The 16058-nt window shown below is 71.4% G+C and carries 15 protein-coding genes; 4 read left to right on the top strand and 11 right to left on the bottom strand.

Annotation, left to right across the window (positions count from 1 at the left end):
• Window positions 1–213: 213 nt before the first annotated feature.
• The 3 genes from AB0C96_RS34300 to AB0C96_RS34290 all read right to left on the bottom strand — a co-directional run bounded on the left by AB0C96_RS34300 (window position 214) and on the right by AB0C96_RS34290 (window position 2873).
• On the bottom strand, window positions 214–627 hold the full coding sequence (locus tag AB0C96_RS34300) for an SsgA family sporulation/cell division regulator (RefSeq protein ID WP_362922984.1): 414 nt from the start codon (window positions 625–627) through the stop codon (window positions 214–216).
• Between the two features lie 153 nt (window positions 628–780).
• On the bottom strand, window positions 781–2358 hold the full coding sequence (locus AB0C96_RS34295) for a PH domain-containing protein (RefSeq protein WP_362922982.1): 1578 nt from the start codon (window positions 2356–2358) through the stop codon (window positions 781–783).
• Entirely contained in the window at window positions 2355–2873 is a 519-nt protein-coding gene (locus tag AB0C96_RS34290; RefSeq protein ID WP_362922981.1) for a PH domain-containing protein, read from the bottom strand. The genes AB0C96_RS34295 and AB0C96_RS34290 overlap by 4 nt, the downstream gene beginning before the upstream one ends.
• A 276-nt stretch (window positions 2874–3149) precedes the next feature.
• Here AB0C96_RS34290 and AB0C96_RS34285 point away from each other — a divergent pair, with 276 nt between their 5' ends.
• Complete coding sequence (locus AB0C96_RS34285) at window positions 3150–3788, top strand: TetR/AcrR family transcriptional regulator (RefSeq protein WP_362922979.1); 639 nt, start codon at window positions 3150–3152, stop codon at window positions 3786–3788.
• Between the two features lie 422 nt (window positions 3789–4210).
• Here AB0C96_RS34285 and AB0C96_RS34280 read toward each other — a convergent pair whose 3' ends face one another.
• Together AB0C96_RS34280 and AB0C96_RS34275 are read right to left on the bottom strand one after the other, a co-directional pair.
• On the bottom strand, window positions 4211–4639 hold the full coding sequence (locus tag AB0C96_RS34280) for an SsgA family sporulation/cell division regulator (RefSeq protein WP_362922978.1): 429 nt from the start codon (window positions 4637–4639) through the stop codon (window positions 4211–4213).
• Between the two features lie 312 nt (window positions 4640–4951).
• A complete protein-coding gene (locus tag AB0C96_RS34275) occupies window positions 4952–5146 on the bottom strand; it encodes a hypothetical protein (RefSeq protein ID WP_362922976.1) in 195 nt (64 codons plus the stop codon).
• A 37-nt stretch (window positions 5147–5183) separates the two neighbouring features.
• Between AB0C96_RS34275 and AB0C96_RS34270 the strand changes: the two genes are divergently transcribed.
• A complete protein-coding gene (locus tag AB0C96_RS34270; protein ID WP_362922995.1) occupies window positions 5184–6209 on the top strand; it encodes an oxidoreductase in 1026 nt (341 codons plus the stop codon).
• Window positions 6210–6411: 202 nt separating this feature from the next.
• Here the strand turns inward: AB0C96_RS34270 and AB0C96_RS34265 are convergent, their stop codons facing one another.
• Both AB0C96_RS34265 and AB0C96_RS34260 read right to left on the bottom strand, forming a co-directional pair.
• Window positions 6412–6927 (bottom strand): MarR family transcriptional regulator, encoded by a 516-nt coding sequence (locus AB0C96_RS34265; RefSeq protein ID WP_362922975.1) that lies wholly within the window; start codon window positions 6925–6927, stop codon window positions 6412–6414.
• Between the two features lie 130 nt (window positions 6928–7057).
• Window positions 7058–9199 (bottom strand): FUSC family protein, encoded by a 2142-nt coding sequence (locus tag AB0C96_RS34260; RefSeq protein WP_362922993.1) that lies wholly within the window; start codon window positions 9197–9199, stop codon window positions 7058–7060.
• Window positions 9200–9386: 187 nt separating this feature from the next.
• Between AB0C96_RS34260 and AB0C96_RS34255 the strand changes: the two genes are divergently transcribed.
• Window positions 9387–10004: a TetR/AcrR family transcriptional regulator gene (locus tag AB0C96_RS34255; RefSeq protein ID WP_362922973.1), complete on the top strand. Its 618-nt coding sequence runs from the start codon at window positions 9387–9389 to the stop codon at window positions 10002–10004.
• A gap of 206 nt (window positions 10005–10210) precedes the next feature.
• On the opposite strand, the gene AB0C96_RS34250 is transcribed toward AB0C96_RS34255, so the two are convergent.
• From AB0C96_RS34250 to AB0C96_RS34235, 4 genes are all read right to left on the bottom strand, one after another.
• Complete coding sequence (locus AB0C96_RS34250) at window positions 10211–10522, bottom strand: hypothetical protein (RefSeq protein WP_362922971.1); 312 nt, start codon at window positions 10520–10522, stop codon at window positions 10211–10213.
• 630 nt (window positions 10523–11152) lie between these two features.
• Window positions 11153–11956: a DeoR/GlpR family DNA-binding transcription regulator gene (locus AB0C96_RS34245; RefSeq protein WP_362922969.1), complete on the bottom strand. Its 804-nt coding sequence runs from the start codon at window positions 11954–11956 to the stop codon at window positions 11153–11155.
• A 237-nt stretch (window positions 11957–12193) separates the two neighbouring features.
• Window positions 12194–13075: a class II fructose-bisphosphate aldolase gene (locus AB0C96_RS34240; protein WP_362922967.1), complete on the bottom strand. Its 882-nt coding sequence runs from the start codon at window positions 13073–13075 to the stop codon at window positions 12194–12196.
• A gap of 57 nt (window positions 13076–13132) precedes the next feature.
• Window positions 13133–14038, bottom strand: a complete 906-nt coding sequence (locus tag AB0C96_RS34235; RefSeq protein ID WP_362922966.1) for a sugar isomerase — start codon at window positions 14036–14038, stop codon at window positions 13133–13135.
• Between the two features lie 519 nt (window positions 14039–14557).
• On the opposite strand from AB0C96_RS34235, the gene AB0C96_RS34230 reads away from it, so the two are divergent.
• Window positions 14558–16024, top strand: coding sequence for a sugar porter family MFS transporter (locus AB0C96_RS34230; RefSeq protein WP_362922964.1), 1467 nt, complete (start codon window positions 14558–14560; stop codon window positions 16022–16024).
• The last annotated feature ends 34 nt before the right edge of the window (window positions 16025–16058 follow it).

Here is a 16058-nt window from a genome sequence, read left to right as displayed (position 1 = left end):
ACAAGATCGCCGCGCCCGCGGGGGCGCGCCCGTGGGGCCAGCCCCTTCTGCGTACGGCTTCTGCGTACGGCTTCTGCGTACGGCTTCTGCGTACGGCTTCTGCGTACGGCTTCTGCGTACGGCCTGTGTGTACGGCCTGTGTGTACGGCTTCTGTGTCCGGTGGTGCGTCAGGTGCGGGCGGGGCGCCCACCGCCGGGCGGGCGCCCCCGGTCTCACGCCGCGCCGAACAGCTCCGCCAGCCCGCGCTCCATGCCCAGGTGCGCGACCTCGCCGCCCGCCGGCACCACCTCGTAGGACCGGGCGAGGAACCGCCGCACGTCCTCGGTCTTCAACTGCACCATGGCGATGCCCTCGTCGGCGTGGAACTCCATCACCGTGCGGTCCGGGCCGGACGGCCGTACCCGTACGTCGCCCCGTCCGGCCGGCACCCGCAGCCCCTCGTCCAGCAGCTCGCGGCCGAACGCCCAGTCCACCGGGGACCCGTCGAGCGAGATCTCGGCCGGGAAGGACATCCGGACCGCCAGGGGGTCGGCGGGCTGGTAGTGCAGCATGGCCGGAACGGCGTGCGGGCCGGGGGCGGTGGCGATGAGACGGACCTGGACGGCTTGGTCGATGACGGTGTTCATCGCGCTGCTCCCTCACGGCTTTCAGTCATGGGCGATGGCTCGTCCAGTAGGACGATGTGCCCGGGTGCACCGTGCATGCGGCAGTGGCGTGATGTATCTCACATTGACGGACGGTCGTTCCCTCTGCTGCTCCGGCCCGGCCGTCCGTCCCGCCTACTGCCGGTACGGCGAGCGGCGTTGGGGATCCCCGGGGAGGACCAGGAACTCGTCCAGGATCCCGGGGGCGGCCGCCGCGGCGAACGCCGGAGCGTCGGCGGCCGCGAGGTCCCGGACGCGGTAGCCGTCCTCGCCCGCCGCCACCGCGGCGGTCAGCGTGACCAGCCCGGACCGACGGGTGAACGGCGACGTGGAGAACGTCCAGGCCGCGATCGCCCCGCGCTGTAGGGCGAGGGTGTCGCGGCTGAAGGTCCCCGACCGGGCGACCAGACAGCCGCCCTCGATGCCGTGCCCCAGGCTGCGGTAGGCGTCCCGGGCCAGCCACAGCACGACGGGCGTGGCGACCACTGCGAACACCCAGGCGCAGTGCAGCAGGACCGGCGTGAACGCGGCGCCCAGCGCGGCGAGCACGGCGGTGCCGGGCAGCACCACGAACGCCAGGCCGCGCACCCGGCGGCGGCGCAGGGCGGCACGGGGATGCGGGGTCAGCGGCGCCGGCGCGGCGCTGCCGGGGAAGGGCGCGCGGAGCGCTCCGCCGGCCGCCCGCAACGCCTCCGCGCGGGGCGCCGGCGGCACCAGTCCGCTGCGCTTGCGGTTCTCCTCGCGGTTGCCCAGGCCGCCGGCCACCGCACGGACCAGCGCGCCGCCGCCGGCCCGCAGCAACAGCGGTTCCCGCAGCACCACACCCCGCAGCCGGGCCCGCTCGATGGTGACCGAGCGGGTGGTGAACAGCCCGCGCCGCACCCGCAGCGTTCGGGCGTCGGTCCACTCCAGGGAGTAGTTCCACCAGTTCTCGACATAGAGCGCCAGGGCTCCGACCGAGCCGAGCGCGAGGACGGCCAGCACGGCCGCCGGGACGGTCAGCCAGAGCGCGCTGGTACCGAACTCGGCGAACGCCCGCCGGACGACGCCGAGTCGCCACGGCTCGATGCCGATGCCGTCCAGTACCCGGTAGATCGATCCGGCGGCCACGAACACCCCGCCGACCACCCAGAAGGTGAGCGGTGCATAGCGCAGCCAGCGCCAGTTGATGCGGGCCAGCACCGGGTCCTCGGCCAACGCCCCGGCATCGGCCCGGGCGAGCAACTCCCCGCGCAGCCGCTCCGCTTCGGCGACCGTGAGCGCATCCAGCGACAGTTCCCCGCTGCCGTCGCCCGAGCCCGCCGTACCGGCCCGCAGCACGGTGACGCCCAGCAGTCGGTGCAGCGGCGAGGCTGTCAGATCGACGGTACGGATGCGGTGCAGCGGCACGCTGCGCTGCCGCCGGTTGAGCAGTCCGCTCCGTACGTCGAGCGTGTCGGCGGCCACCCGGAACTCGGTGCGTGCCCAGCGGATCAGGCCGAGCGCGGTGACCACCGCGAACGAGGCGGCGATGGCGACGAGAACGATCCAGGCGCCGGTGGTGATCCGGCCCCCGGTGGCCAGCGCGGTCAGTGCCAGCGAGGCGAGCGGCGCGCCCATCCAGCCGCAGTGCACCAGGAGGGTGCGCGGGTCCAGTCGGCGCCACGGCGCCGTCGCCTCGACGGCGGAGACGGCCGGCGCGGCCGGTGTTCCCGGTCCCAGCGGCGCGTTCATGCGGCATCACCCGGCACGTCCTGCGCGGCCTCGCCGATCCGTCGGGACAGCTCCTCGGCGTCCGCGTCGGAGAGCCCGGCGATCTTGATGTCGCCCGCCGTCGACGCGGTGGTGACGGTGACCGTCGCCAGCCCGTACCGCCGCTGTAGCGGGCCGCGCACGGTGTCCACCGTCTGCACCCGGGACAGCGGCGCGATCCGCCGCTTCTGCCAGAACCAGCCGCCCGCCGCGTAGACCGCGCGCCCGCCCAGCTCCCAGGCGTGCACCGCGTACCGCCACCGCGGCATCACCACGAGATAGCCGATGGCCGGCAGCACGAGGACGACCAGCAGCAACGGCCCCAGCCACGGCAGCGCGCCGGGGAAGAAGAGCATCGACAGCACCGCCATCACCAGCGCGACGAGCAGCAGCGGACCGCTGAGCGTCAACAGGGCCTGGAGGGTCCACCAGCGGCGGGCCCGGGGATCGACACGGTGGCGGGGTGGGCGCAGGAGCGGGCCGGTGGGCTCGGGCATCAGGTCACCGTTTTTCAAGTCACGTGTATTGAGTAGCGGGTACGTTATAACGGTACGAGTGACTTGTAAAAGTGGGCTGGGGCCAAGGACGCCGGAACTACGGGTTTCGGGGGTGCGCGCTCCGGTCCACGCGGTCCCTGCGGCTCATGAGATCTCTGCGGTTCACGTGGTGCCTGAGGTTCATATGATCCTTCTGGTTCATGTGCTCCCTTGGGTTCGCGTGATCCAGAGGCGTGCGCCGGGAACCGCGCACGGAACAGAGGGAGGCCCCGTCCGGTGCCCAAGAAGGTGGACCACGAAGCCAGACGCCAGGAGATCTCCGAGGCGCTCTGGCGGATCGCCAGCACCCGCGGCCTGGACGGCGCGAGCCTGCGCGACGTCGCGGCGGAGGCCGGTATCTCGCTCGGCCGGTTGCAGCACTACTTCCGCAGCAAGGACGAGATGCTGCTCTTCGCCCTCCGGCACATCAACCGGCTGGCCGCCGACCGCATTCGCGAGCGCATCGAGGCGCTCACCGACGCCCCCACCCCGCGCGACGTACTACGCGCCTGTCTGTCGGGCATGCTGCCGCTGGACGACAGGAGCCGTATCGGCCTCCTGGTGGGCGCCGCCTACTATGCCCGCGCCGTCCACGACGCAACGCTCCGCGCCGAAGCCCAGCACGGCATCCCCCAGCTCCGGGCCTTCTTTGCCGACCAGCTCCGGCTGGCCGCCGATCGCGGCCAGCTGCCGCCGGAACGCGCCACCGAGGACGAGGCGATGCTGTTGATCAGCACGGTCGACGGCCTCGCCACCTACGTCCTGCTGGGCGTGCACGACCCGCAGACCGCGCTCCGCCTGCTCGATCGACACCTGGCGAACCTGTTCGGGGACACGTCCACCGCTCTCCCCGCCGACGCCCCGGAACCGGCCTGAATCCGGTCGGGATCCGGCCTGGACTTGGTTTGAACCAGGTCGGGATCCGGTCTGGGCCTGGTTTGAACCCGGCCTGGATCCGATCGGGACCCGGTCTGGATCCGGTCGGGACCCGGTCTGGATTCGGTCGGGACCCGGCCATCGCCGGGGGCGTCGCTCGCGGACGCCCCGCATGCGGTCTGGCCAACGGAGCCCGGATCGTGGCGCGTCGGGTGTGGGACGGGTGGCCGAGGGGGAGAGGTCGGGGGCGGCGACCGGGGGGGAGAAGGTGGGGCGGTCGCTCGGGTCCCCGTGCGGCCTGCGCCTCGCGCCACCACGTCCCGCGCAACGGCGCCCTACGTAGCGGAGTCCCACGTAACAGCGCCCTACTTCCCACGTAACGACGCGCTACGCAACGGAGCCCCGCGCAACTACCTCCCGCGCTACTGCGCCTCGCGCAACAGGGCGGCGAGATCGGCCTCGACGTCCAGATGCTGCGCCTCGCTCCCCTGGGGCACCATCTCGCACGACCGGGTCAGGAAGCTCCGCACGTCCGCCGCGTCGAACTGCACCACCGCCAGTCCGCCCGCGGTGTGGAACTCCACGACCAGGATGTCGTGTTCACCGTCGGGAGTCGCCGGCCAGATCTGCACGTCGCCCGCCCCGACCGGTTCGGACAACCCCTCCGCCAGCAGGTCCCGCCCGAACGTCCACACCACCTCTGTCCCGTCCAACGAGGCGACGGGCGGGAACACCAGGCGCACCGCGAACGGATCGGCGCGGTCGTAACGCAGGGTCGCCGGAATCGCCCGCGACCGGGGAGCGTTCGCGATGAGATGGGCCTGAACGGCTTGGTCGATGACGCTGGACATCGCCGGCTCCCTTGCAATGAGTGGGGATCTTGCAATTGACGTGGATCCATGGGCTTCAACCACTAGGACGGCAAGCGCATTGCCTCAGGTGCATTGGAATCCTATGGATTCCAGGGTGACCTGCATCACGGGCGGGAGCATATGCGGATATGACCTCATTGCTGCGCCGGTTGATGGGAGCCGGTGTCACGCATTGCCTTCCCCTGACAGCAATTTGACGATACGTCAACTCTCCGTGATCGTCTGTTGGCCTCCGGTGCCCTGGCGCGCCCGCGGCCGCGCCCGCGGCCTGGACGGGACCCTCGCGCTGGGCTAGCTTCCAGCGCACGAGACGAGCGGGGTGGGGCGAATGCGGCGCATGGTGCGCTTGGTGCACAGGGAGTGGTTCTCGGGCAGGGCACGGTCCTGGGACAGGGCGTCGTGCCGGGGCAGGGCGTGGTCCTCGCGCTCGCGCCGGGCGGGGTTCTCGCGCTCGCGAAGGGGGCCGTTGTCACGGAAGGCGGCCATCACGGCCGCCGCGACCGCCGTCGTGGCCCTTGCTCCCCTGGGCGCCGTCCCCTCGGCGGTCGCCGACGCCCCCACGGCCGGTGCCGCTCATGCGCACGGCTGGGCTCTCAAGAACAGCGGGAGCACCGCGCGCTTCCGAGGGCTGGCAGCCGTCAGCCGTACCACCGCCTGGGTCGCCGGTACGGCAGGCACCGTGCTGCGCACCCACGACGGCGGCAACCACTGGAGCGACGTCTCCCCACCCGGTGCCGGGGCGCTGGAGTTCCGCGACATCGAGGCGCTCGATGCGCAGCACGCGGTCGTCCTCGCGATCGGTGAGGGCGAGGCGTCGCGCGTCTTCCGCACCGACGACGCCGGTGCCACCTGGACCGAGAGCTTCCGCAACACCGACCCGCGGGCCTTCTACGACTGCCTGACCTTCTTCGACGAGCGGCACGGCATCGCGCTCAGCGACCCCGTCGACGGCAAGTACCGCATCCTCTCCACCAGGGACGGCGGCCGCAGTTGGCGGGTACTGCCGTCCGACGGGATGCCGCCGGCCCAGAAGGGCGAGGCGGCGTTCGCGGCCAGCGGCCAGTGCCTGGTCTCGGCCGGCAGCCATGACGCCTGGATCGCAACCGGCGGCGCGGCCACCGCACGCGTCCTGCACACCACCGACCGCGGCCGCACCTGGTCGGTCGCGGACGCCCCCGTCCCCGCGGGCGACCCGGCACGCGGCGTCTTCGCCCTCGCGTTCCGCGACCGCACCCATGGCCTCGCGGTCGGCGGCGACTTCCGCCCCGACCAGCCTTCGCCGCACGCCGCCGCGGTCAGCGAGGACGCCGGCACCAGCTGGACGCCGGCCGCCGAGCCCCCGACGGCGTACCGCTCCGGTGCCACGTGGCTCCCGCACTCCCGGCGGATCGCGCTGACGGTCGGCCCTTCCGGCAGCGATCTGACGCTCGACGGCGGGCGCACCTGGCACCGCTTCGACAGCGGCTCGTACGACACCGTCGACTGCGCCCCGGACCTGGGCTGCTGGGCCGCGGGCGAACGGGGACGGATCGCGCGACTGGAGCTATGAGGACGCGGTCCGAACCTCACCGACGTCCACTGCGGCCGTCCACTCCGGTCGACCACTCCCGCCGTCGGCTCCGGTCGGTCACTCCCGCCGTGCCCTCCGATCGGTCACCCCGGTCGGTCACTCCTGCCCGTCACGCCCGTCCGTCACTCTTGTCTGTCCCGCCCGTCCGCCCGTCACGCCCGCCCGTCCGTCCTCGCGTCCGTCACTCCATCAGGCTCCCGAGGCGCCCCTCCAGGACGACCAGCAACTCGCCGAGTGCGGTGGAGAGTTCCTGCTGCCGCTCGTCGCCGATGCCGTCGAGCAGCGACGCCTCGTACCGGAGCTGTTCGGGCAGCAGCCGGTCGATGGTCTCGCGCCCCTCGTCGGTGAGCGAGAGGTGCGCGACCCGGCGGTCCCGCTCGTCGGGCCGGCGGGCGATCAGCCCCCGCTCCTCCAACTGCCGCACGCGTTTGGTCACTGCGGCGCCGGAGGCGAAGGTCTCGCGGGCCACCCGTCCGGGCGTCAGCTCGCGGTCCATCCGGCGCAGGGTGCCGAGGATGTCGAACTCGGGACGGGTGAGTCCGGCCCGCCGCAGCGGTGCATCGGCCGCCTGCTGGATGAGGGCGGCACACCGATTGAGCCGCCCGATCACCGCCATCGGGCCGGTGTCCAGCCCGGGGTGCACCTGCTGCCACTGGCGCAGCACCCCTGCGACGATGTCCTCGGTCGCCACCCGCACTCTCCTCTCGGCCGTGCCGTACGCCCCTAATTGTGCCCCGTACGGTGCCGGCCGCCGCGCGGCAGGGCGTGGCATCGGGGAGCGAGCGGGCACATCGGCGGGCGCACGGGCGGTCTCGCGAGCCCCGCTGTCAGGCGGCCAGGGCCGGTGCCGCGAGCCGCCGGACCAGACCGGCCAGCGCACGGTGCCCCTGCTGTTCGGCGCGGGCGATCCGCTCCGCCGGGACGGCCCGCTGCCACCACTCGCCGGCCGCCACATCCACCGCCTCCCGCAGCTCGACCAGAGCACCCGCCAGCCGGTCGCGCGCCCAGCCGGTTTCCCGGGCGTCGTCGGCGCCGGGCGCCGGGTCCGACGCGAGCAGCCGGGTCGCGGCGGACTCCGCCTCCGCGACCCGCTCCAGCGCGAGGTCGATGCGGTCCGCGGCCCGCCGATTGGTGACCGCGATGCAGCAGGCCAGACCCACCGCTGCGCCCACCACGGTGTCGATCCAGCGGTCCGCGATCAGCGTCCGCGCCGGCAGACGGCTCCCGAACTCGGTCAGCAGGAGCGCCATCGGCGTCACCCAGACCGTGCCGAGCCAGTAGTTGCGGCTGATGCAGGCCTCCGCGCCGAGCTGGAAGGCCAGCGCCAGCGCGATCATTGCGAGCTGCCCGGCGTGGATCAGCGGCAGCAGCGCGCTGAACAGCAGCAATCCGACCAGATTGCCGAGCGTGCGCTGCATCGCACGCTGCCAGGAGAGCGTGGTGTTGGCCTGATAGATGGACGCAGCGGTGACGACGGCCCAGTACGGATGACCGACACCGATGGCCAGCGACGCCCAGCCCGCCAGCGCACAGCCGACCGCGACCCGCGCACCTATGGGGAGCAGCGGTGACCCGGGCGCCAGACGGGCGAGCACTGCTCGTACCCCACGCGGGCGCCCCGGGGCCGGCCCTCGCACACCTCCGCCGCCGACGGTGGTGCCGCGTGCCTCCAAGGGCGCGCCGCCGGCCAACTCCTCCGCCACGGCGATCCCCCTCAGCTCCTCGGCCTGCGCGCCCGAGACCGCGACCCGGGGGAGGGGACGCCCACTGCGCAGCTCACGCGCCCAGGCGGCGAGCCGCTCGGCACCGGCTTCGGCACCGCTGTCGGCACAGGCTCCGTAACCGGCCTTCGAACCGCCGTCGGCACAGGCTTCGTAACCGGCTTTCGCACCGCTGTCGCGGCCGGTGCCGTGGCTGGTGTCAGCTCGGGTGTCGGTGCCGGCGTTCCGACCGAGTTCCTGGACGTTCAGGCCCCCGCCGACATCTCGTCCGGAGGCTTCCTTCGGCACCGCGTCTCCTCCGGAGGCTTCCCGGGGCGCTACATCTCGCCCAGGGGCCTCCCGCGGCACCAGGTCCCCCAACGCTGCCTCCGCCCGCACCAGCAACCGTTCGAGCCCGGCCCGTGCCGCGGCCCTTTCCGGCGTGCCGGCGGCCGGGACCAGGAACAACGTGTGCCAGGCCGCGTTCACGGCGGCCGCGGCGGCATGCCTGGCCTGCGCCACCCCGGCCGCCTCCGCCCCGCCGTCGGCTGCCTCCCCACTGCTTTCCCCACCGCATTCCCCGCCACTTTCCGCAGCCCTTCCTGCCGCCTCCGCATCCCTGCCGATCGTGTCGACCCGCGCCGTACGCAGCAGCCCGGCGGCGGCCTCCAGCGCGCGGGCGGTCGCGATCCGCTCCGGGCCCTGCGGCCGGACCAGCGCCGGCGCCATGCACACCAGCCAGGCGAGCGCACCGGTACCCAGTGCCAACGCCAGGTGCCAAGGCACCTGCCCCAGATGCTGAGGGACGAAGAACGCCGACGCGGAGATGAAGGTGAGGATCAGATTCCCCGGCGGGCCGATGCGGGACGCGTCGCAGACCATCTTGTGGGCCGCCGCGAGCAACGAAGCGAGGACGACGCGCACCGCAGCCGAGGTGATCAGTGAGGCGGCGGTCAACGCGATGCCGAGGCTCGCGACCATGCCGAGCACCACCCACAGCAGCGTGCGGGCCCGCGCAGCGTACGGCAGGCCGTGGGCGTACAGGGCGCACATCGCCCCGGCCGAGGTGTAGAGGACCAGGTCCAGCCGGCCCACCGCGAGGAGCGTGAGGTCGGGGATCGCCAGGGCCACGACCGCGCTGAGCGCCGGCTTGTGCCAGATGTCGACGGGGCGATGCAACCGCACGGTGCTCCTGATCGGGAACGGCCGGGCACGCACCGTACTCCCGGCGTGAGCACCTCCCGCGCGACCCTTGCCCTTCCCCTTCATCCCTTTCTTTCCGATCCTCCCGTTTCCTCTCATGTCGGCGGGCTTGGCGTGCTTTCCCATGCCGAGAAGATTAGCAGGTGTTTTACTAGTGAAATATATACGCCGGATCGATCCCGGATCGCGTCCGGGGCACGTTGGGGGTCATGCCCGGGACCGGACCGCCCGCCGGGAGGGCGACAATGGCCGGGTGCCAGCCGCCAAGAAGAAGACCGCCGCCGCGAACGCAACCCCGGAGCGCCGCCGCGAACTGCTCGACACCGCAGCCGAGGTGTTCGCCGCACGTGGCTACAACGCCACCACCGTCCGTCGGATCGCGGACGAGGCCGGGATGCTCGCGGGCAGCCTCTACTACCACTTCGATTCCAAGGAAGCGATCCTCGACGAGATCCTCTCCACGTTCCTGAACGAGCTGTGGAACGGCTATGACGCCGTACTCGCCGCCGGACTCGGCCCCAGGGAGACCATCGAGGCGCTGGTCACCGAGTCCTTCCGGGAGATCGACCGGCACCGGGCCGCCGTCGCCATCTACCAGAAGGAGGCCAAGCACCTCGTCGCCCAGCCTCGCTTCGGCTACCTCATCGACTCCCAGCGGAAATTCGAGAAGGCCTGGCTGGGCACCTTGGAGCGCGGCGTGGCCGACGGCGTCTTCCGCGCCGACCTGGATATCCGGCTCACCTATCGCTTCGTCCGCGACACCGTGTGGGTCGCGGCGAGCTGGTACCGCCCGGGCGGGCAACACAGCCCCGAGGAGATCGCCCGCCAGTACCTCTCCATGGTCCTCGACGGCATCGCCATGCGGGGCTGAGCCACCCTCCTCGGGAAGCCACCCGCTGCGGGAAGCCACGCGTCGCGGGAAGGTGACCGGTTCGACGGTTGATGGTCGCCGAGCGGCGGAGGGTGGCGGAGGGGCTGTTATGGAGAACTCGCTACGACGTCCGACGCGGCATGCGCGTGCGACGACCGGCGCAGCGCCTGCTCGCCCGCCCTACCTCTGCCTCCGCCGGCGGCCGCTCAGCAGGGAGTGTTCTTCACATACAGGGCACGTGGCGTGGACGTCGTGCCGTAGCGGACGTCCCTCGCCTCGCCCTTCAAGAGGCGGCCGCGAGGATCCTTGTGGTGCGGCACGACGATCGTGAAGCAGGACGTCCGCTGGGTGCACAGATTCATCAGGCTGACATAGCGGTAATTGCCCTGGTTGAAGTACTTGCGCACCTTCACGCACTGCGGTGTCCGCTCGGCAGCCGCCGCGTCCGTGGCGCTGGCCAACGTCAGTGAGGCGCTGCATGCCACTGCCGCCAGCGCTATGATCATGATCTTCCGCACGTCATCTCCCCCGAGAGATTCTCAGACTCGTACTCCCCCTGCGAAACCCGTACCGGCTTCGCACGTTCATTCCCCATTGTCCATACCCGCCCCAGGAAACTCAGCCCCGGGTGCAACACAGGTACACAAGCGCGACATAAGAGCGACCTTTTCGGTACGAGGGGCCCGGGTACCCGTTCCAGACCCATCGGACCGAGCCGCCGTGCCGGGCAGAGCCGTTGCGCGGGCCGAGTCGTCGTGCGGGCCGCGTCGTCCTCACGAGGAGGCGGGCCCGCGACGCCGCGCGGTTGCGGGGCCGCGGGCACGGCCGCGGCCATCTGCGCCGCGCAGGCCGCCGTCGAGCGTGGTGAGGGCTACGTGATCTGCGGTTCCTCCAAGCAGGCCACCGCCCGCTGGCTCCGGCGCACGGCCGTCACCGGCGACTGGGCCCCCGCCGGCTTCCCCCTCAGTACTGTCGCCCCCGGCACGGTCGTCACACCGATCACCGAGCCCCTGCTCGCCAGCCCCGAAATCCGCAAGGCCGTCGACACTGGTGTCCCGATGCTCGACGCGGTCTCCGAGGCGACAGCTCCTGGTAGCCGACGGGGCGGGCGGGTCGTGGCGCGGTGCCCTGAGCCGTCGCCCGGCGCGTCACTCGTGCGTAGCCGGCCGTGCCGTCACCACCTTCAGTCCGCGGTCGGCGAACTCTCGACGCGTTGCCTCCTTGGCGCCGGCGTCCGTGATGAACGTGTCGAAGACATCCGCATCACCGACCCGGGCGAAACAGCGTTCGCCGATCTTCGATGAGTCGGCGACGACCACGGCACGCCGGGCGCGTTCGGCCATGAGGCGGTTGACCCGGGCCTCCGCCTCGTCGTGCACCGTCGCGCCCATGACCGGGTCCACACCGTTGGCCCCGATGAACGCGATGTCGATCGAGATCTGTTGCAACACCAACTCGCTGAAGGGGCCGACCAGTTCGAACGACCGCGAGTGCGCCACCCCACCGGTGAGGACAATCTTGATCTGTGGCCGCACGGCCAGCTCATTGGCGATGTTGAGGGAGTTGGTGACGATCGTCAGGTGCGGTTGCGGACCTGCCTCCGCGAAGTCCGGACGGGTGGCCAGCACCCGGGCGATCGCCGTGGTCGTCGTACCGCCGCTCAGCCCGACCACATCGCCGCGCTCGACCAGCTTCGCCGCCGCGTTCGCCACGGCCTCCTTCTCGGTCGACCGGTGCGCGTGCTTGTAACGGATCGGCAGGTCGTACGCCACCGAGCTCAGCACTGCCCCGCCCCGGGTGCGGGTCAGCAACTGCTGCTCGGCGAGGGCGTCCATGTCGCGCCGCATCGTGGCTGCCGAGACCTCAAGAGCGGTCGCCGCCTCCTCGACGTCCACCCGGCCTCGGTCGCCGAGCAGCTCAAGCAGTGCGTTCATCCGTTCATGGCGCTTCATAGCGCGAGCCTAATTCGTCCCGGCCAGCCGCGGTGACGCCCGGTGCACGCCGCCGACCTCCCCTAGTTCTCCCTCCCTGTCCCCTTTCCTGTCTCCTGCCTGCTTCCTTTTACTTACCTGTCTCCACCCTTGTCGGCATCGGCATCGGCATCGGCATCGGCATCGGCCAGGCGGGCGGGCGGGGTCCGGTGTCCGCGGCGCCCACCACAGGGCGAAGGACGTGCGGCGCACAGCGCCTCACCCCAGAGTCGAGGCCCGGGCCGCGAGCCGGTCGGGAACCGTCGCCGGAGTGGTCAGTACGCCCAGCAGCCGCGCGGCCTCCTCGGCCACGGCCTCCCTGGCCGGCTTCACATACTTGCGGGAATCGACGAGTGACGGATTCGCCCCCAACGTCTGCCGTATCGAGGCGGTGAAGACGGAGACCAGATGGGTGGAGATGTTGATCTTCGTCATTCCGGCGGCGATGGCTCGGCGCAGCTCATCGTCCGGTACCCCCGAGGAGCCGTGGAGCACCAGCGGTACCGGGAGCGTGGTACGGAGCGCCGCGATGAGGTCCTTGTCCAGTACTGCGGTGCGCTCCTGCATGGCATGGGAGGAACCGACTGCGACGGCCAGGGCGTCCACGCGTGTCGCCCGGACGAAGGTGAGCGCCTCGTCCGGATCCGTGCGCACCCCTGGTGCATGGACCCCGTCCTTGCCGCCGACCTCGCCGAGTTCCGCCTCGACATAGGCGCCCCGCTCATGGCACCAGGCGGTGAGTTCGGCGGTGGTGGCGACGTTCTCCTCGTAGGGGAGTGCGGAGGCGTCCACCATGACCGAATCGACTCCGGCGGCGATGCCTTGCCGGACCAGGTCCGCATCGGTGATGTGGTCCAAATGTACGGCGATCGGCGCGCTGGACCCCTCGGCGAGGGCGAGGGTGGCGCGGGTGATGGGCAGCAGGCTGCCGTGGTAGCGGATGCAGTTCTCACTGATTTGCAGGATCAGCGGGACACCCGTGCGCTCGGCGGCGGCAACCAGCGCCTCGGCGGTTTCCAGGTGGATGACGTTGAACGCGGCGGCACCGACGTGCGCCTCACGCGCGGCATCGACGAGGGATGAGGTCGGAACGAGGGGCATGGGACGGTGACTCCCTTGCAGGTGGGGCGGGTTGACGAGCGGGAGTGCGGCAGGTGACTACGAGACCGCCGGCGCTTCGAGCATCACCGAGCGGGTCAGGCTGCGCGGGTTATCCGGGTCCAGCCCACGGGCGCGGGCCCGTTCGAGCGCCACCCGGTGGACCAGCACCAGATCGGCCAGCGGATCGCGGTCGTGGCGCACGAAGCGCGCGCCGGTCCGCATCACGTCCGCCTCCAGGCCGTCCGGCGCCTGACCGAACAGCCACGTCACCCTGCCCGGTGCGGCTATCGCGATCGGGCCGTGGCGGTACTCCATCGCCGGGTACGACTCCGTCCAACTCTGCGACGCTTCCCGCATCTTGAGCGCCGCCTCGTTTGCCAGGCCGAAGGTCCAGCCCGTGCCGAGGAAGGAGAACTGCTCGGCGTCCACCCACTCCTGCGCGACCGGCGCGGTCAGCGCGTCCTGCGCGTCGGCGACCGCCCGCGAGACGTCTTCGCCGAGGTGCGCGCGCAGGAGCGTCAGCGCCGTCGTCGCGAAGCGCGTCTGGACCACCGACTTCTCGTCGGCGAACGGGAGCGCGACGGTGTCATCGGAGAGCGCGACCGCGGGAGTCTCGGGGTCGCCGATGATCGTCACTGTCGGGATCCGCCCTTTGGCCGCGTCGAGCACCCGCAACACCTCGGTCGTGGTGCCCGAGCGGGTGATCGCTACCACCGCGTCATAGCCGCGGTCGTCGCCGAGGAACGCTTCGGACGCGGCGAACGGGTCCGTCACCCCTAGCCCGGCGCCCTCGCGCAGCGCCGCATACGACTGCGCCATGAACCATGAGGTGCCGCAGCCGATGACCGCGACCCGCTGTCCGGCCCTGGGCAGTGAGCTGTTCGCGGCTCCGATCCGCGCCGCCTCCTGCCAGGTCTCCGGCTGACTGCGCAGCTCCTGCTCCATGTACGAGGCCTCGCTCATGGCCCACCCTCCCGTGATGCGTGAAACGGATACGGCGTCGAGTCGCACTTTCGCGGCTTCTGGCCTTTCGGCCGTCGGCGTGCGTGAAACTGCAACTTTCTGCTTTGTTGCAATCGACTGTACGCAGGATCGCGCTCGCGATCCATCCCTCGAACGAGTGGATGAATGGGAGGCGGGGTCGGGGCTCGGGCGGGGAGTCGGCCTGGCGAGGCGTGGTGGAGAGGTGCCTCAGGGGGCGAGACGAGCGGCATTATGTGAGGAAATGTCAAGGAATGAGGATGGGGATGGGGGCGGTGGCGGCTCGATGGGGGTCGCCGTGGAGTGGACGTGGAGTGCGCGTGGAGTGGGTGTGAAGCGGTCGTCGGGGTGGCCGGAGCCTGGAGGCGGGTGCCCGGTGAGCTGTTGACAGTTGCGTGAAAGTGGCCGAATACTCGCAAGATCAGTCACGCCGGCCGGTCGGCCGTGCAGGCTGCTGATCAGTCATGCAGCAAGGTCGCCCCGCCGCACAAAGGACGTCCCATGTCCACTGCCACGCTCACCGCGACGCCCCCGCCGCCGCCCTCCCGGACCGCACGCCGCACCGGCAGACTCTTCGCGCTCACCGGTGCCGTCGTCGGCGTCATCTACGGCTACGACACCGGCAGCATCTCCGGTGCCCTGGTCTTCCTGAGCCAGGACTTCCATCTGACCGAGGCCGAGAAAGGCCTGGTCAACAGCATTCTGGTGGGCGGTTCCATCGTGGGTGCGCTGATCGGAGGGAAGCTCGCCGACGCCCTGGGCCGCAGGGCCGCGATGCTGATCGTCGCCGGCTCCTACGCCGTCTTCGTCGCGCTCTCCGCGCTCGCGCCCAACGTCGTCGTGCTCGACTCGGTCCGATTCCTGCTCGGTATCGCGATCGGCATCTCGATCGTCGCTGCCCCGCTCTACGTCGCCGAGTCGACACCGGCGCGCATCCGCGGTGCGTCGGTCGCCGCCTATCAAGTGGCCACCGTCGCCGGCATCGTCATCACCTACTTCGTCAACTGGGGGCTGTCCGGAGGCGGTCACTGGCGCTGGATGCTCGGTCTCTCCGCGATCCCCGCGGCGCTCGTCCTGATCCCGCTGCTCCGGTTGCCGGACACTCCGCGCTGGTACGTCCTCAAGGGGCGTACGGAACGCGCGGTCGAGGTGATGGCACTGACCGACCCGGACGTCGAACCCCGGGCGGAGGTGGCGGCCGTGAGCGCAGCACTCACCGAGGAGAGCGGCGGATCGGTGCGCTCCCTGTTGCGCAAGCCGTACGCCCGCGCCGCGTTCTTCGTGGTCGGCCTCGGCTTCTTCTGCCAGATCACCGGCATCAACGCCGTGACGTACTACAGCCCGCAGATCTTCGAGGAGTTGGGCTTCACCGGAAACGGTCAGAGCTTCCTGCTGCCGTCGTTCGTCCAACTGGCCTCACTGGCCGCGACGGTCCTCGCCATCCTCGTCATCGACCGGCTCGGCCGGCGCATGGTGCTGCTCTGCGGCATCGGCACGATGGTGGCGATGCTCGCCGTCCTGACCGCGGTCTTCGGCACGGGAGAGCTGCACGGTGCCACGACCTGGGTCGGCTTCGGCGCGATCCTCCTGTTCACCGCGGCCTTCAACTTCGGCTTCGGATCGCTGATCTGGGTCTACGCCAGCGAGGCGTTCCCCGCCCGGCTGCGCTCCACGGGGGCGTCGGTGATGCTCACGGCCGACCTCGTGGCCAATCTGCTGATCGCCCAGTTCTTCCCGTCGTTGATGGCCTGGGCCGGCGCCGCGCGGACCTTCGCGGGGCTGGGCGTCCTGGCGCTGGCGGCCCTGGTGTTCGCCGCCGTCACCGCGCCCGAGACCAAGGGCCGGCAACTGGAGGAGATCCAGGAGTACTGGCGCCACGGGGGCCGCTGGCCGGAGGCGGCCGCGCCGGGAGGCCTGTGCCACGGAGCGGTCGGCGGTTCGGCCGTGCCTCCGACCACGCCTTCGTAGCCTCGACACCATCTCGTCGACACCGTCTGCCGGG

It is taken from the genome of Streptomyces sp. NPDC048506 (assembly GCF_040651315.1).
Lineage (GTDB): Bacteria > Actinomycetota > Actinomycetes > Streptomycetales > Streptomycetaceae > Streptomyces.
This window is presented reverse-complemented; position numbering and strand designations above follow the sequence as displayed.

What these genes read in the sequence shown, in the direction of transcription:
- AB0C96_RS34295 (WP_362922982.1), bottom strand. Translation starts at nt 2,358, where the DNA reads ATGAACGCGCCGCTGGGACCGGGAACACCGGCCGCGCCGGCCGTCTCC.
- AB0C96_RS34230 (WP_362922964.1), top strand. Translation starts at nt 14,558, where the DNA reads ATGTCCACTGCCACGCTCACCGCGACGCCCCCGCCGCCGCCCTCCCGG.
- AB0C96_RS34235 (WP_362922966.1), bottom strand. Translation starts at nt 14,038, where the DNA reads ATGAGCGAGGCCTCGTACATGGAGCAGGAGCTGCGCAGTCAGCCGGAG.
- AB0C96_RS34240 (WP_362922967.1), bottom strand. Translation starts at nt 13,075, where the DNA reads ATGCCCCTCGTTCCGACCTCATCCCTCGTCGATGCCGCGCGTGAGGCG.
- AB0C96_RS34260 (WP_362922993.1), bottom strand. Translation starts at nt 9,199, where the DNA reads ATGAAGGGGAAGGGCAAGGGTCGCGCGGGAGGTGCTCACGCCGGGAGT.
- AB0C96_RS34245 (WP_362922969.1), bottom strand. Translation starts at nt 11,956, where the DNA reads ATGAAGCGCCATGAACGGATGAACGCACTGCTTGAGCTGCTCGGCGAC.
- AB0C96_RS34290 (WP_362922981.1), bottom strand. Translation starts at nt 2,873, where the DNA reads ATGCCCGAGCCCACCGGCCCGCTCCTGCGCCCACCCCGCCACCGTGTC.
- AB0C96_RS34280 (WP_362922978.1), bottom strand. Translation starts at nt 4,639, where the DNA reads ATGTCCAGCGTCATCGACCAAGCCGTTCAGGCCCATCTCATCGCGAAC.
- AB0C96_RS34300 (WP_362922984.1), bottom strand. Translation starts at nt 627, where the DNA reads ATGAACACCGTCATCGACCAAGCCGTCCAGGTCCGTCTCATCGCCACC.
- AB0C96_RS34275 (WP_362922976.1), bottom strand. Translation starts at nt 5,146, where the DNA reads ATGGCCGCCTTCCGTGACAACGGCCCCCTTCGCGAGCGCGAGAACCCC.